Below are 14,370 nucleotides of genomic sequence, written 5' to 3'. Positions count from 1 at the left end.
CGGAGAATTGGCGTTTGGCTTCCGGCATGACTGAGGCGCGCGCGCCGCGAGTCGCGATCGAGATGATCGGCGTCAACAAATGGTATGGCGCCTATCACGCTTTGCGCGACGTCAATCTCACGGTGACGGCCGGCGAGCGCATCGTCGTCTGCGGCCCTTCCGGCTCCGGCAAATCGACGCTGATCCGCTGCGTCAACCGGCTTGAGGCGCATGAGAGCGGCTCCATCGTCGTCGAGGGCGTGGAGCTGACCGACGATCTCCGCCACATCCATGAGGTGCGGCGCGAAGTCGGCATGGTGTTCCAGCATTTCAATCTTTTTCCCCATCTGACGATCCTCGAAAATTGCACGCTCGCGCCGATCCATGTGCTGAAGATGGAGCCGCGCGACGCCGCGGCGGTCGCCATGCACTATCTCGGCAAGGTCCATATTTCAGACCAGGCGGAAAAACATCCGGGGCAGCTTTCCGGCGGCCAGCAGCAGCGCGCCGCCATCGCGCGGGCGCTGTGCATGAACCCGAAAATCATGCTGTTCGACGAGCCGACCTCGGCGCTCGATCCCGAAATGGTCAAGGAAGTGCTGGAGACCATGGTGCAGCTCGCCCGCGAAGGCATGACCATGGTCTGCGTGACGCATGAGATGGGCTTTGCCCGTCAGGTCGCCGATCGCGTGATCTTCATGGACGCCGGCGCGATCGTTGAGATCAATCGGCCCGAAGACTTCTTCTCGGCGCCGCGGCATCCGCGCGCGCGCCAGTTCCTTGGCGAGATTTTGTAAAAGGACCGGCCAGTTTTTGCCAATTGGCCCGGAACGGCAGAGCTTGCTTGCGCGTTATATCTTCATTGCGTAGCGCGCCGGCTCCGCTCGAGTCGGTATGGGCGAGGGTCCAATGAGGTTTTTTGGGAAGTTAATTCTGCCCGCGATAGCTGTGGCCTGCGCTTATGGCCTCGCTACAAAATGTGCGTCTGCCCAGGCGGCCGGTCCGAACAATGGGCTTGATCACACGATGCGCTCGCTTGAGGATTTGCGCGACGATGTGCGCGCCCGCGCAGGCTGGCGCAAGGACGAATGGGTCTGTCAGCAGCCGTCAGGTCCTTGCGTTTGGCATGCTGGATATTGGGGGCCGGCGCCCGCGCCAATTCCCCCGCCGCGGACCGTCTATATCACGATCGAATCGGTGCGCGGGTTCCCGTGGATCGGCGAAGCGCCTCCCGGGCCGCCGCCGTATTAGTCGCGACGCCGCGTTTCTCCTTGCCCCTGTGGGCCTTGGAGCGTGAGGCATTCTTGACCGGACAGCGCACTCTTGCAGCGATGGCGCTCCGCTCTGATGCTTAAGGCAGCTATTTGCCGGCCTTGCCGCGCAAGGCCATCACGGCAGACCCCACCCGCCGCTTGACGAAATCCTGCACCGGCGACTGGAACGGCGGCGTCGGCTTCAGGCCCATCTTCCGGATGAAATAATTCATGCGGTAGATGTTGGCTCTCTCATTGCCATAGCTGTGATAATTGATGCTGACGGCGATCGAGATTTCATCGCCGTTCCGCACCCAATGCGGCGCGTTGATGGGGATATGCACCCCGTCGCGCGGTCCAAGCTTGACCTCGTCGGCGTGATCCTGCAATTGCGGCTTATATTGCGCGGCGTTGCGGCTGTTGGTCCAGAACGCTTCGATCTCCTCCTCGGGCAAGACCTCGCGATCGTCCGGGCGGAAGATGCTGATCACCTTCGTTCCTTGGACCTGGAGCAGGAAATTGCATTCGCTGTCGATGTGATAGGTCGTCAGACGACCCGGCGAGGTAATGAAGACGATGACCTCCTTGCGGCGCATATTGCGCTCGAGGTCGCGGCCGGACACCTCGAGAAGGTCGGACATGCAGTCGTCGAGCAGCTTGGCGTAGGCGGGGTCCTGCTCGGCGCCTTTGAGCGCGATCCAGGCGCCGGCGGATTCGATCCGCCTGATCGTCTCGTCGACCGGGAAGGCAAGCGGCCTTTGTCCCCATTTTTCGTCGATGTCGGTGACGCCGGTATCATAATAAAGATCGTTCGGCCGCTTTTGCGCCGTGTCGCGCGCGAGCTCCAACAGCCGCGGCAAGGCAAGCAACGGATGGCCCGTCAGCCGATGCTGCAAGGTGAAATGGCGCTTGTTGAAATTTTGACGGAATTGATCCTTGTCGATTATCAACAAATGTTCGGCGCCGACGCTCGTCCCGGATTCCATAACATTGCTGTCCATGTTCTAAGCTTCTCCAGAGAGGAGCAATAAGTTATGACGAAAATAAATAATCGTTAGACATCGCTTGTTAGTATTTACAATAGCGAGGCCATTGCAATTTCGCCTGCTAGCGCCAGCATATAGTCTAAAATGGCGCGGCTTTCAAACAAATGATCGAAGCTAGTCCACCAAAAGCAACTATTAGCGGCGCCCCATACGGGTGTTGCTGGGTTGACGAAAACGGACTTTAATCGTAGCGCTGCGTCGCTCGCTGGAACGCCTCGGCTATTGGCGAAGAATAGATTTCTCGATTGGAGCGAAAAGGTTCTGTTTAATGCCAGAGCTTCTCGTAGATCCGGACGGCCGGTTCAGCCGCAATTATAACCGTTCGCCTTTCCAGTTTCCGCATGGGCTCAAAGGCGATCCGCTGTTCGAGCTGCCAAGCCTCGTCGAATTGGCGAAGCGGATGCCTGACCATAGCGACACCTATTGGTCGAACGGCAAGGTCGACGTGACCGACGCCTGGGGAGTCAGCCGCGATGGCCGCCGCACGCTGGTCGACACCATCGCCGGCATCGAAACCAATAATTCACTGGTGATCATCAAGCACACGGAACAGGATCCGGTTTACGGGCCCGTGCTGCAAAAATTCCTCGGCAAGGTCGTCGAATTTGCCGGCGAGCAGATGCGCAGCGACGTCGCGGTCGGCGAAGTTCTCATCCTGATCAGTTCGCCCAATCGCATCACGCCCTATCATATTGACGGTGAGTGCAATTACGTCGTGCAGGTCGCCGGCGATAAAACGCTGTCGGTGTTCGACCAGACCGATCCCTCGCTCGTCTCCGACGATGTGATCGAACGATTTCACGCCGGCGATTGGAATTCCGCGCCCTATGATGAGGAGAGCCAGTCGAGGGCGACGGTTTTCGCGTTGAACGCCGGAACCGGCGTCCATATCCCCCTCTATGCGCCACACTGGGTGCGCAACCACGACAATGTGTCGGTCGCGCTCAGCGTGACCTATGAATTGCATTCGGTGCAGCGCGCCTCCAGCGTCCATAAAATGAACTATCGGCTGAGAAAATTGGGGATAAACCCAAAGCTCCCCGGCGTGTCGCCCTGGCGCGATAGCATCAAGGCGGCCCTCGCCGATGCGACGCTGACGGCGAGAGACATCGTCATGCGTAAGCAGCGCGCGCCCTATCCGCTCTGGACGCCATCCAGCTAGCGCCGCCCCGGCTTTCGGGCGCCGCGAAGAGAGGCGTACCATCAAGGCGAAATTGCTGTAGACTCCAACCAGGCGGCGGATTCGCCGCCTTGTCAGTTGCGAGCCCTTGGACCTTATGTCTCAAAAATCCGCTGAAGCCGGGCTTGGCTTTGTGCATCTCCACGTCCACAGCTCCTTTTCCTTGCGGGAGGGAGCGATGGGCATCGGCAAGCTCGCCAAACTGGCCGCGGCCGACCATATGCCGGCGCTGGCGATCACCGACGGCAATAATCTGTTCGGCGCGCTCGAATTCTCCGAAAAGCTCGCCAAGGAAGGCGTGCAGCCGATCATCGGCGCCGAGCTCACGCTCGACTTTCGGGACGGCGCCGCGATCTCTGCGCGCGGCGAGGAGCTCGGGGCCGGCCGCGCCTCGATCGTCCTCATCGCCAAGGACGAGGCCGGCTATCTCAATCTGATGCATCTTGTCTCGCGCGCGTGGCTGGATCCGGAGCCGGGCGATCCGCCGCATGTTCCGATCGAGCGGCTGCGCGGGCGGACGGGGGGGATGATCGCGCTCAGCGGCGGCCCGGCGGGGCCGCTCGACCGGGCGTTCGCGGCAAGGCGCTCCGAACAGGCATTTGCGCGCGCGGCGCAGCTGGCGGAGCTTTTCCCTGACCGCCTCTATATCGAGTTGCAACGCCACAACCTTGCCGCCGAGCGCGAGGCCGAACCGCGGCTGCTCGATCTTGCCTATCGCAAATCGCTGCCCCTGGTCGCCGCCAACGAGCCCTATTTCGGGACAAGCTCCGACTACGAGGCCCATGACGCGCTGATCTGCATCGCCGAGGGGACGGTCATCGGCGACGGCGCCCGCCGGCAGCTCTCGCCCGAGCACCGCTTCAAGACCCGGGCGGAAATGGTCGCGCTGTTCGCCGATTTGCCCGAGGCGAGCCGTAACACCGTCGAAATCGCGCGCCGCTGCGCCTTCCGGCCGCTGACCCGCAAGCCCCTGCTGCCGCGTTTTTCCGCGACGGGCGAGCTCGAGGCGGAAGCCGACGCGTTGCGCAGCGAGGCTGAGGCCGGGCTTGAGGCCCGCATCGAGGCGCATGGGCTCGCCAAGGGTTTTACGGCGGAGGATTATCGCAAGCGTCTTGCCTTCGAGCTCGACGTCATCGTCAAAATGAAGTTTCCGGGCTATTTCTTGATCGTCTCGGACTTCATCAAATACGCCAAATCGCAGGGCATTCCGGTCGGTCCGGGGCGCGGATCGGGCGCGGGCTCGCTCGTCGCCTACGCCCTCACCATCACCGATCTTGACCCGATCCGCTTCGGCCTCCTGTTTGAGCGCTTTCTCAATCCCGAGCGCGTCTCGATGCCGGATTTCGACATCGATTTCTGCCAGGACCGCCGCGACGAAGTCATCGCCTATGTGCGGCGCCGCTATGGCGCGGACAAGGTGGCGCAGATCATCACCTTCGGCTCGTTTCTGGCCCGAGGCGTCTTGCGCAACGTCGGCCGCGTGCTCGAAATGCCGCTCGGCCAGGTCGATCGCCTCGCCAAGCTCGTGCCGCAAAATCCGGCCGCGCCCGTCAGCCTGAAACAGGCGATCGACTCCGAGCCGCGCCTCAAGGAGGCCGCCGAGGCCGAGCCGCGCGTCGCCAAAATGCTGCAGATCGCGCAGACGCTGGAAGGGCTCTACTCCAACGCCTCGACCCATGCGGCGGGCATCGTCATCGGCGACCGGCCGCTGGAGCAGCTGGTGCCGCTCTATCGCGATCCGAAATCCGACATGCCGGCGACCCAGTTCAACATGAAATGGGTCGAGCCCGCAGGGCTCGTCAAATTCGACTTTCTCGGCCTCAAAACGCTGACCACGCTGTCGACCTGCGTCAAGCTGCTTCGCCGCCGCGGCATTGAGATTGAAATCGACAAGATCCCGCTCGACGATTCCAAAACCTACGCCATGCTTGGCCGCGGCGAGACGATCGGCGTGTTCCAGCTTGAAAGCGCTGGCATGCGCCGGGCGCTGGTCGACATGCATGCCGACCGTTTTGAGGACATCATCGCCCTCGTCGCGCTCTACCGGCCGGGCCCCATGGCGAATATCCCGCGCTATTGCGCGGTGAAGGCGGGGGAAGAAGAGGCCGACTACATCCACCCCAAGATCGAAGGCGTGCTGAAAGAAACCTTCGGCGTCATCATCTACCAGGAGCAGGTGATGCAGATCGCGCAGATCCTCTCCGGCTATTCGCTCGGCGAGGCCGATCTTCTGCGTCGCGCCATGGGCAAGAAGATCAAGGCGGAGATGGACGCGCAGCGCGACCGCTTTCTGCGCGGCGCGATCGACAACGGCCTCGCCAAGGCGAAGGCGAATGAAATCTTCGATCTGCTCGCCAAATTCGCCGACTATGGCTTCAACAAAAGCCATGCGGCGGCCTATGCGCTGATCGCCTATCAGACCGCCTGGTTCAAGGCCAATTATCCGCTGGAGTTTCTCGCCGCTTCGATGACGCTGGACAAGGCCAACACCGACAAGCTGGCTGAATTTTCCAATGAGGCGCGGCGGCTGAACGGCGCCGTCGAGCCGCCCTCGATCCAGCGTTCGGGGGCGGATTTCGAAGTTTGCGCCAATGACGCCGGCGAGCTCCAGATCCGCTATGCGCTCGGCGCGATCAAGGGCGTGGGGCAGGGCCATGCCGAAGCTCTCGTCGCCGCGCGGAACAGCAAGCCGTTTCGTGATTTCGCCGATTTTTCGGCGCGCATCGATCCGCGCGCGATTAACAAGCGCATGCTCGAAAGCCTCGTGGCCGCTGGGGCGTTCGATGAGATGGAGCCGGATCGCGCCCGCGTCTTCGCCGCCATCGAGACGATTCTGGCCAGCGCCCACCGGCGCGACGAGGAGCGCCGCGCGGGACAGTCGGCGTTGTTTGGCGCGGGCGCAGAAGATCGCATGCCCCTGCCGAAAGTCGCGCCCTGGACGCTTGCGGAACGGCTGCGGCGCGAATTCGATTCGGTCGGCTTTTTCCTGTCAGGCCATCCGCTCGACGCCTACGCCACGATCATGAGCCGGCTGCGCGTGCAGCGCTGGACCGAATTTTCGCGCGCGGTGAAATTGGGCGCGACCGGCGGCCGGCTCGCCGCAACGGTGCTCGACCGGCAAGAGCGCCGCACCAAATCCGGCTCCAAGATGGGCATCGTGCAGCTGTCCGATCCATCCGGCCAATATGAGGCGATCCTGTTTCAGGAAGGCCTCAACCAATATCGCGACCTTCTGGAAAAGGGCGCCTCGCTGCTGCTCGTGCTGCAGGCTGCGGTCGAAGGCGATGAGGTGCGCGCGCGCATCGTCTCGGCCGAGCCGCTCGACCATGCGGCGAGCCGCGTACAAAAGGGTCTCCGGATTTTCGTCGCCGACGACAAGCCGCTCGATCAGATCAAGCAGAGCCTGCGTCCGCAGGGCGACGGCGAGGTCGCCCTGATCCTGCAGACCCCGGAGTGCGAGATCGAGCTCAAGCTGCCCGGAAAATATGGGGTTTCCGCGCAGTCCGCGGGAGCGCTGAAGGCGATCCCGGGCATTCTTGCTGTGGAGCATGTCTGACGCCAAAGCCGCCTCGACGTCGCTCGCGCCTTTAACTGGCGCGACCGCCGCAGCCGACGCGCAATGATGCAATCGTCGATAAGCTGGATCGAGAGCATGGCGCAGCCAACCGCGCTCGGCGGCGTCGTCGATTTACGGAAACTCCGGAGAGTCAGACGTTCGATCTTGAATGTCTGATGCTCTGAAAGGAAATGCCCGGGCGCGCTGAGGGCGATCCCGGGCATTCTAACTATGGGCGAACCTCGTCAGGCGGGTCGGCTCAGTTCCCGGTCAACTTCAGCGCCGGCACCAGATCGCCGAGCGGCTGGCCGCCCTGACGCTTGATCGCAGCGTCGCGCACGGCGATTCCGGGCAGCTTCGGCAGGTTGTAGCGCTTCGTGATCAAGCGCAGGATCGAGGTCGTGTCGTAGCGGGTGTGGTCGACGAAGCCCTTGCGGGCGAAGGGCGAGACGATCAGCGCCGGGATGCGGCTGCCGGGGCCGAAGCGATCGGCCTTCGGCGGCGCCGCGTGATCCCAGAAGCCGCCGTTCTCGTCATAGGTGACCACGACGACCATATTCGCCCACTGCGGGCCGTTTTGCAGATGCTGGATGATATTCACAATATGATTGTCGCCGCTCAGCACGTCCGCGTAGCCGGGATGTTCGTTGAGATTGCCTTGCGGTTTGTAGAACGTCACTTCCGGCAGCGTCCCCGCGTCGATCGCGGCGATAAATGCCGAGCCGTCGAGGCCGCCGTCGCGCAGATGCTCGGCGCGGGCAGGGGTTCCCGGCGCATAGGCCGCGAAATAATTGAACGGCTGATGATGAAACTGGAAATTCGGGATCGGCGAGGCGTTCTGCCCATTGAGCGCCGCCTGCCAGGCGCCGCCGTACCACGCCCAGGTGACGCCGGCGGTCGACAGAAGATCGCCGATGGTCTTCTGCGTCTGCGGCGGCAGAACGTTCGCTACCGCCGGATTGGCGAAGGCGGGGTCTCCCCCGGCGGCCGGCGGGACGGAGCTCGGCTGATAGGGCGGCTGCATGGTGTTGACGGCGTAGAAATCCGGCGTGATCGCGCCATCATTGACAAATTGCGGCGGCCCGTCGATTGCCGACGCCGGCGCCGTCGGGCTGACCTTGAGGCTGACTTTGTCCGCATTGACCGCGGCGATCAGGCCGGCCGCGGGGCTGTTGTTGGCGTTCGGATAGATCGGCGCGCAGGAACAGATGAGATATTGGTGGTTGAGGAACGAGCCGCCGAAGGCGCCCATGTAGAAATTGTCGGCGAGCGTGTATTGTTTCGCAACATTCCACAGCGGCAGGCTGGCGCCGCCGTCGTAATAGCCCATCACGGCCCCGCCGGAATCGGCCCAGGCGGCGAAGCGGTCATTCTTGCTGTTGTTGATCTGCATCTGGTTTTGATAGAAGCGATGCCATAGATCGCGCGTTACTTTCCCCATCGAGACGTTGAAGCCGTTGGGGTCGTCGATTCGGAAAGGCGCGTTGGGCAGATGCTCGGTCTGGATCTGCGTCACCGGCGGAACCACGCCCGGCGCGGTCAGGCCGCTCCATACCGGCGGCAGCTCCTTCAGAACCTGGCCGTTGCGGTCTTTCTGAGCGAGGCGCGCCGCCTTCGCGCGCGAGCTCTTCAGACCGTCTGCGCCCGGGAAAAAGCCGTAAAGATTATCGAAGCTGCGGTTCTCAGCGTAAATCACGACGATCGTCTTGATTTTGGCGAGTCGCGCAGAGACAGCCGCTGCCTCCGGCTCGACGCTCTCGGCCGCAAACGCCGGCGATGCGATCGCGATAGCGACCGCCCATGATACGAAAATTCTGCTCATTCTAATCCCCTCGCCGCCCCGTGGCGCTGCGCTGGCATAGAACCGGCTTGCAACAGAAATTTGACAGTTTGTATGCGTTATAATCAGCCATCGGCTGTCATCTTACTGTCGCGTAGGCGCTGCATTTTCGCGCCGCTTTTGGCAGCGAGGCGGGCGCACATATGATTTTTTTATTTTTCGGGCGCGCAGCCCGCTCGACGATTGCCGCGGCGGCGCTTGCGGCGAGTTGCGCTTTCTTTGCGTCGCCTTCCAGCGCTCTCGATAAGACTGACGCGCAGCCCGGCGACGCCGCGCCGGGACAATCGCGCGCCGCCGTCTTTCAGCGCGTCAAGAAGCTTGCGGATGTCGGCCAGCGGCTGTTCGCCGATCCTGGCCTCTCGGCGTCAGGTTCGATGTCCTGCGCGACTTGCCATGACGCCGCCAAGGGATTTGCGCCGGCCAATGCGCTGGCCGTGCAACTCGGCGGCAAAAATCTCGATCAGGCTGGGCTACGCGCCGCGCCAGGCCTGACCTATCTGCAGACGACGCCGCGCTTCACCGAGCATTATCATGAGTCGGACGATGACGGCGATGAGAGCGTCGACGCCGGTCCGACCGGCGGATTGATGTGGGACGGCCGCATCAATCAGGTGGCCGCTCAGGCCTTGTTTCCATTGTTCTCGCCCTATGAGATGGCGAATGAGGATCACGCCGCGCTGGCGCGCGTCATCGACGCGAAATATGGCGCCGAACTGCGCGCGATCATGGAAGGGACAATGCCGGAGGGCGAAGACTTCGCGTTGCGCGCGGCCGCCAAGGCGCTGCAGGCCTATCAGGAAACGCCCGCCGCATTCTTTCCCTACAACAGCAAATATGATTTTTTCCTCAAAGGCCAGGTCGCCTTGACGGACCAGGAAAAACACGGTCTCGACCTCTTCAACGACGAGAAAAAGGGCAATTGCGCGAGCTGCCATTTTTCGGCGCAGCCAAAGCCCGGCGTTATGCCGCAGTTCAGCGACGCCGGCTTCATCGCCCTCGGCCTGCCGCGCAACAAGGATATTCCGCGCAACGCCGACCCGGCCTTCTTCGATCTCGGCCTCTGCGGGCCGGAGCGCACGGATTTCAAGGATCAGACCGACTATTGCGGGACGTTTAAGGCGCCGACCCTGCGCAACGTCGCTCTGCGTCAGAGCTTTTTCCACAATGGCGTCTTTCACGATCTGCGTGAGGCTGTGGCTTTCTATGTCGAGCGTGATGTGAAGCCGGAAAAGTATTATCCGCGCCGCATTGACGGAACCGTCGACAAATTCAACGATCTGCCGGTGCAATATCGGGCCAACATCAACAATGATCCGCCGTTCGGCGGCAAGCCGGGCGATGCGCCGGCGATGACCGACGCCGAGATCGACGATGTGGTGGCGTTTCTCAAGACGCTGACCGACGGCTATGCGCCGCCCTCGCCGGAGACGCACGCCGATCGCTAATCAAACCCAATCGCTAAGGGCCGCGGCTTTGTGGATGTAAGGCGCGGGGGGATCCGCTAAAACCGCGGCAGCTCCGGGAACGGCAGCTGTCCCTGATGCACATGCATCCGGCCCATTTCGGCGCAGCGGTGCAGCGTCGGAAACATTTTGCCGGGGTTCAGCAGCATCTTCTCATCAAAAGCGCATTTGATGCCGATCTGCTGGTCGAGGTCGATCTCGTTGAACATGACGGGCATCAGATCGCGTTTTTCGACGCCGACCCCGTGCTCGCCGGTCAGCACCCCGCCTACTTCGACGCACAGCCTCAAGATGTCCGAGCCGAAATCCTCCGCCGCCTGCAATTCGCCGGGCTTGTTAGCGTCATAGAGAATCAGCGGATGCAGATTGCCGTCGCCGGCGTGAAACACATTGGCGACGCGCAGCTTGTGCTTTTCAGATAGTTCGGCAATGCCGGCGAGCACCCGCGGCAGCTGCTTGCGCGGGATCGTGCCGTCCATGCAGAGATAGTCCGGCGATAGCCGGCCGACCGCCGGAAAGGCCGCCTTGCGCCCGGCCCAGAAGGCGAGGCGTTCGGCTTCGGAGTTTGAGATCCGGCATTGCGTCGCGCCGCGTTTAAGCGCGATCGCCTCGACAAGGCCGACGAGATGATTGACTTCGACCGGCGGTCCGTCGAGCTCGACGATCAGCATTGCTTCGGCGTCGCGCGGATAGCCGGCATGGACGAAATCCTCCGCCGCGTGGATCGCCGGCCGGTCCATCATCTCCATGCCGCCCGGAATGATTCCGGCGGCGATGACGTCGGCGACGCAGGCGCCCCCCGCCTCGCTGGAGTCGAAGGCGATCATCAGCGCCCGCGCGCTTTCGGGCTTGCGCAACAGCCGCACCGTGACTTCGGTGACGACGCCGAGCATTCCTTCCGAACCGACGACGAGGCTTAGGAAATCATAGCCCTCGGCGTCGAGAAAGGCGCCGCCGAGGCGCACGATCTCGCCGTCCATCAGGGCCATTTCGACGCCGAGAACATTATTGGTGGTGAGGCCGTATTTCAGGCAATGCACGCCGCCGGAGTTTTCCGCGACATTGCCGCCGATGGAGCAGGCGATCTGCGAGGAGGGGTCCGGCGCGTAATAGAAGCCCCTATGGTCGACGGCGCGGCTGATTGCGGCGTTGGTGACGCCAGGCTCGACCACGGCGCAGCGGTTCTCAAAATCGATCTCCTTGATCTTGTTGAATTTCATCATGGAGATCAGCACGCCGTCCTGGAGCGGCAGCGCGCCGCCGGAGAGCGAGGTGCCGGCGCCGCGCGGCACCACCTTGATGGCGTTGGCGTAGCAATAGCGGAGCACGGCCTGAAGCTCGGCAGTCGTCGAGGGTAAAACGACGACCAGCGGCAGATTGGCGTAGGCGGTAAATCCGTCGCTCTCATAGGGACGCCGGCCGATTTCAGCGTCGATGACGGCCTCGCCCGGAATGATGGCGCGCAGCGCCGCGACGATTTCCCTGCGCCGCGCCATGATGGTTTGATCGACGTCGAGCGCTTTCATCTGCCTCCCCAACCGCTGGCCGCCTTTACGGATACGGCGCGAAACCCTAAATTAGGCCTGCAAAGTCGGCCGGGTAAAGTCCGACTTCCACGGGCGTCAGCTTCGGTTTGGCGTGCGGACCTTGCGTTCGCCTCCCAACGCCCCTATAAGCACGCCCATTCCACACGCGGATCGCGCGACCCTGATTCAAGGGCCGCTTCCGGTGGCGTTGTCTATTGGATCGTCCGCAAGGCCTCCACGAGAGAACGCCCGTAACGTTCCGCGGCGGCTCAACCGGAGATCTAGAACGCTATGTCATTACCCGATTTCACCATGCGCAGCCTGCTCGACGCGGGCGCCCATTTCGGCCACCAGTCGCACCGCTGGAACCCGAAGATGGAGCCCTTCATTTTCGGCACGCGCAACAACATCCATATCATCGATCTCGCCCAGACCGTGCCGCTGCTGCATCAGGCGCTCAAGGCCGTGTCCGACACGGTCGCCCGCGGCGGCCGCGTTCTGTTCGTCGGCACCAAGCGGCAGGCGCAGGACGCGATCGCCGATGCGGCGCATCGCTCGGCGCAATATTACATCAATTCCCGCTGGCTTGGCGGAATGCTGACCAACTGGAAGACGATTTCGGCTTCGATCCAGCGTCTGCGCAAGGTCGAAGAGACGCTGCAGGGCGGCGGCTCTGGCCTCACCAAGAAAGAGCGGCTGATGATGTCGCGCGAGCGCGACAAGCTCGAAAAGGCGCTTGGCGGCATCAAGGAAATGGGCGGCATTCCCGACCTCATCTTCGTGATCGACACCAATAAGGAGCAGCTCGCCATTAAAGAGGCGGAGCGGCTGCATATTCCGGTGGCGGCGATTCTCGACACCAATTGCAATCCGGACGGCATCACTTTCCCGATTCCGGGCAATGACGACGCCGGCCGCGCTATCGCGCTCTATTGCGATCTCATCGCCCGGGCGGCGCTCGACGGCATCGCCCGCGGCCAGGGCGCCGGCGGGGTTGACTTCGGCGAGGCCGACCAGCCGCCGGCGGAGGATCTGCCAGCTGCGGATCTGCCGGCTGAGACGCCAGAGCCGACCACTGCCGTCACCGAGGCCTATGAGGCTCCGGCGGAGGCTTTCGAACTGCTGACCGCGCCGCGCGGCGCCCCGGACGATCTCGGCAAATTGCCGGGCATCGGCCCGCAGATCGTCAAGAAGCTCAACGACGCCGGCCTCTATCATTTCTGGCAGATCGCCGCGATGACGCCCGAAGATGCGGCGAAGACCGATCATGATCTGAAGCTCGGCGGCCGCATCGAGCGCGACGGCTGGGTCAATGTGGCCCGCAGCCTCGTCGCGGCCTGATTGTTTTTGGCGCAGCGGAGACGCTATAGGAGCAGCGACGCACTTCAACCGGAATAGCGTCCTGCTCCAGCCGCCTGCGAATTCATAAGGATTAGAGACAATGGCGAGCGTCACGGCCGCAATGGTGAAGGATCTTCGCGAGAAGACCGGCGCCGGCATGATGGATTGCAAGAACGCCCTCAATGAAACCGGGGGCGATATCGAAGCCGCGATCGACTGGCTGCGCAAGAAAGGCCTGTCCAAGGCCGCCAAGAAGTCCGGTCGGATCGCCGCCGAAGGCCTCGTCGCCGTCGCGGTCCATGAAACCGACGGCGTCGTGGTCGAGGTCAATTCGGAAACGGATTTCGTCGCCCGCAATGAAGAGTTCCAGGCGCTTGCGCGCACCATCGCGCTTGTCGCGGTCGAGAAGGGCTTGACTGACGTCGAGGCGCTCAAGGGCGCGCATTATCCGGGCGGGTCCACCGTCGCCGAGGCCATCGCCAATTCGGTGGCGACGATTGGCGAGAATATGACCTTGCGGCGCGTCGCCGCGGTCAATGTCGCCCAAGGCGTCGTCGGCCAATATGTGCATAATGCGGTGGCCGACGGGCTCGGCAAGATCGGCGTCATCGTCGGCCTTGAATCGACCGGGGACGCGGTGGTCCTCGCGCCGCTGGCGCGGCTGATCGCGCTGCATATCGCCGCGGCGAGCCCGCTCGCGCTGGAAGCCGCCGATCTCGATCCGGCCGTGGTTGCCCGCGAAAAGGCGGTCCTTGCCGACAAGAACGCCGGCAAACCGCCCCAAGTGCTGGAGAAGATCGTCGAATCCGGGCTCAAGACCTTCTACAAGGAAGTATGCTTGGTCGATCAGCCTTCGATCCACGCCGATCACGCCAACAAGACCATCGGCCAGGTGGTGAAGGAAGCGGAGAAAGCGGCGGGCGCGCCGGTCAAGCTCAAGGCTTTTGTCCGCTATGCGCTGGGCGAGGGCATTGAAAAGCAGGAAAGCGACTTCGCCGCCGAGGTCGCCGCTGCCGCCAGCGGCCAGCTCTAAGGCTCCAATCCGCTCGAATTGAAAAAGCCGCCCGCGCGCCGCGTCGGGCGGCTTTTTCGCGTCTGGCGTTCGGAACAACGCGCGCCGCAATTCGCAAATTGACCGCCAGACGAAATCGCAGGAATGTCACGCGACGCCGCGTCGACGCGGTGA

General features: G+C 62.8%; 9 protein-coding genes. 6 read left to right on the top strand and 3 right to left on the bottom strand.

Annotation, left to right across the window (positions count from 1 at the left end; all coding sequences use genetic code 11):
- Nucleotides 1–26 precede the first annotated feature (26 nt).
- Complete coding sequence (locus tag MSIL_RS08670; protein ID WP_041367797.1) at nucleotides 27–776, top strand: amino acid ABC transporter ATP-binding protein; 750 nt, start codon at nucleotides 27–29, stop codon at nucleotides 774–776.
- Nucleotides 777–1,339: 563 nt separating this feature from the next.
- Here the strand turns inward: MSIL_RS08670 and MSIL_RS08660 are convergent.
- Entirely contained in the window at nucleotides 1,340–2,233 is an 894-nt protein-coding gene (locus MSIL_RS08660) for a cupin-like domain-containing protein (RefSeq protein ID WP_012590717.1), read from the bottom strand.
- Between the two features lie 313 nt (nucleotides 2,234–2,546).
- Between MSIL_RS08660 and MSIL_RS08655 the strand changes: the two genes are divergently transcribed.
- Nucleotides 2,547–3,440 (top strand): hypothetical protein, encoded by an 894-nt coding sequence (locus MSIL_RS08655; RefSeq protein WP_012590716.1) that lies wholly within the window; start codon nucleotides 2,547–2,549, stop codon nucleotides 3,438–3,440.
- A gap of 115 nt (nucleotides 3,441–3,555) precedes the next feature.
- On the top strand, nucleotides 3,556–7,014 hold the full coding sequence (gene dnaE / locus MSIL_RS08650; RefSeq protein WP_012590715.1) for a DNA polymerase III subunit alpha: 3,459 nt from the start codon (nucleotides 3,556–3,558) through the stop codon (nucleotides 7,012–7,014).
- Nucleotides 7,015–7,273: 259 nt separating this feature from the next.
- On the opposite strand, the gene MSIL_RS08645 is transcribed toward dnaE, so the two are convergent.
- The gene (locus MSIL_RS08645; RefSeq protein ID WP_012590714.1) at nucleotides 7,274–8,836 is read right to left on the bottom strand and encodes an acid phosphatase; all 1,563 of its coding nucleotides are present in this window, start codon (nucleotides 8,834–8,836) and stop codon (nucleotides 7,274–7,276) included.
- Between the two features lie 161 nt (nucleotides 8,837–8,997).
- On the opposite strand from MSIL_RS08645, the gene MSIL_RS08640 reads away from it, so the two are divergent.
- The gene (locus MSIL_RS08640) at nucleotides 8,998–10,299 is read left to right on the top strand and encodes a cytochrome-c peroxidase (RefSeq protein WP_012590713.1); all 1,302 of its coding nucleotides are present in this window, start codon (nucleotides 8,998–9,000) and stop codon (nucleotides 10,297–10,299) included.
- A 56-nt stretch (nucleotides 10,300–10,355) separates the two neighbouring features.
- Here the strand turns inward: MSIL_RS08640 and MSIL_RS08635 are convergent, their stop codons facing one another.
- Nucleotides 10,356–11,843 carry an FAD-linked oxidase C-terminal domain-containing protein gene (locus tag MSIL_RS08635; protein ID WP_012590712.1) on the bottom strand — a complete coding sequence of 496 codons (1,488 nt, stop codon included), beginning with the start codon at nucleotides 11,841–11,843 and terminating at the stop codon, nucleotides 10,356–10,358.
- Between the two features lie 291 nt (nucleotides 11,844–12,134).
- On the opposite strand from MSIL_RS08635, the gene MSIL_RS08630 reads away from it, so the two are divergent.
- Nucleotides 12,135–13,184 (top strand): 30S ribosomal protein S2, encoded by a 1,050-nt coding sequence (locus MSIL_RS08630; RefSeq protein ID WP_012590711.1) that lies wholly within the window; start codon nucleotides 12,135–12,137, stop codon nucleotides 13,182–13,184.
- A gap of 100 nt (nucleotides 13,185–13,284) precedes the next feature.
- Nucleotides 13,285–14,217 (top strand): translation elongation factor Ts, encoded by a 933-nt coding sequence (gene tsf / locus MSIL_RS08625; protein WP_012590710.1) that lies wholly within the window; start codon nucleotides 13,285–13,287, stop codon nucleotides 14,215–14,217.
- Nucleotides 14,218–14,370: the final 153 nt, after the last annotated feature.

Source organism: Methylocella silvestris BL2, assembly GCF_000021745.1.
In the GTDB taxonomy this organism is placed as follows: domain Bacteria; phylum Pseudomonadota; class Alphaproteobacteria; order Rhizobiales; family Beijerinckiaceae; genus Methylocapsa; species Methylocapsa silvestris.
This window is presented reverse-complemented; position numbering and strand designations above follow the sequence as displayed.

What these genes read in the sequence shown, in the direction of transcription:
- MSIL_RS08670 (WP_041367797.1), top strand. Translation starts at nt 27, where the DNA reads ATGACTGAGGCGCGCGCGCCGCGAGTCGCGATCGAGATGATCGGCGTC.
- MSIL_RS08660 (WP_012590717.1), bottom strand. Translation starts at nt 2,233, where the DNA reads ATGGACAGCAATGTTATGGAATCCGGGACGAGCGTCGGCGCCGAACAT.
- MSIL_RS08655 (WP_012590716.1), top strand. Translation starts at nt 2,547, where the DNA reads ATGCCAGAGCTTCTCGTAGATCCGGACGGCCGGTTCAGCCGCAATTAT.
- dnaE (WP_012590715.1), top strand. Translation starts at nt 3,556, where the DNA reads ATGTCTCAAAAATCCGCTGAAGCCGGGCTTGGCTTTGTGCATCTCCAC.
- MSIL_RS08645 (WP_012590714.1), bottom strand. Translation starts at nt 8,836, where the DNA reads ATGAGCAGAATTTTCGTATCATGGGCGGTCGCTATCGCGATCGCATCG.
- MSIL_RS08640 (WP_012590713.1), top strand. Translation starts at nt 8,998, where the DNA reads ATGATTTTTTTATTTTTCGGGCGCGCAGCCCGCTCGACGATTGCCGCG.
- MSIL_RS08635 (WP_012590712.1), bottom strand. Translation starts at nt 11,843, where the DNA reads ATGAAAGCGCTCGACGTCGATCAAACCATCATGGCGCGGCGCAGGGAA.
- MSIL_RS08630 (WP_012590711.1), top strand. Translation starts at nt 12,135, where the DNA reads ATGTCATTACCCGATTTCACCATGCGCAGCCTGCTCGACGCGGGCGCC.
- tsf (WP_012590710.1), top strand. Translation starts at nt 13,285, where the DNA reads ATGGCGAGCGTCACGGCCGCAATGGTGAAGGATCTTCGCGAGAAGACC.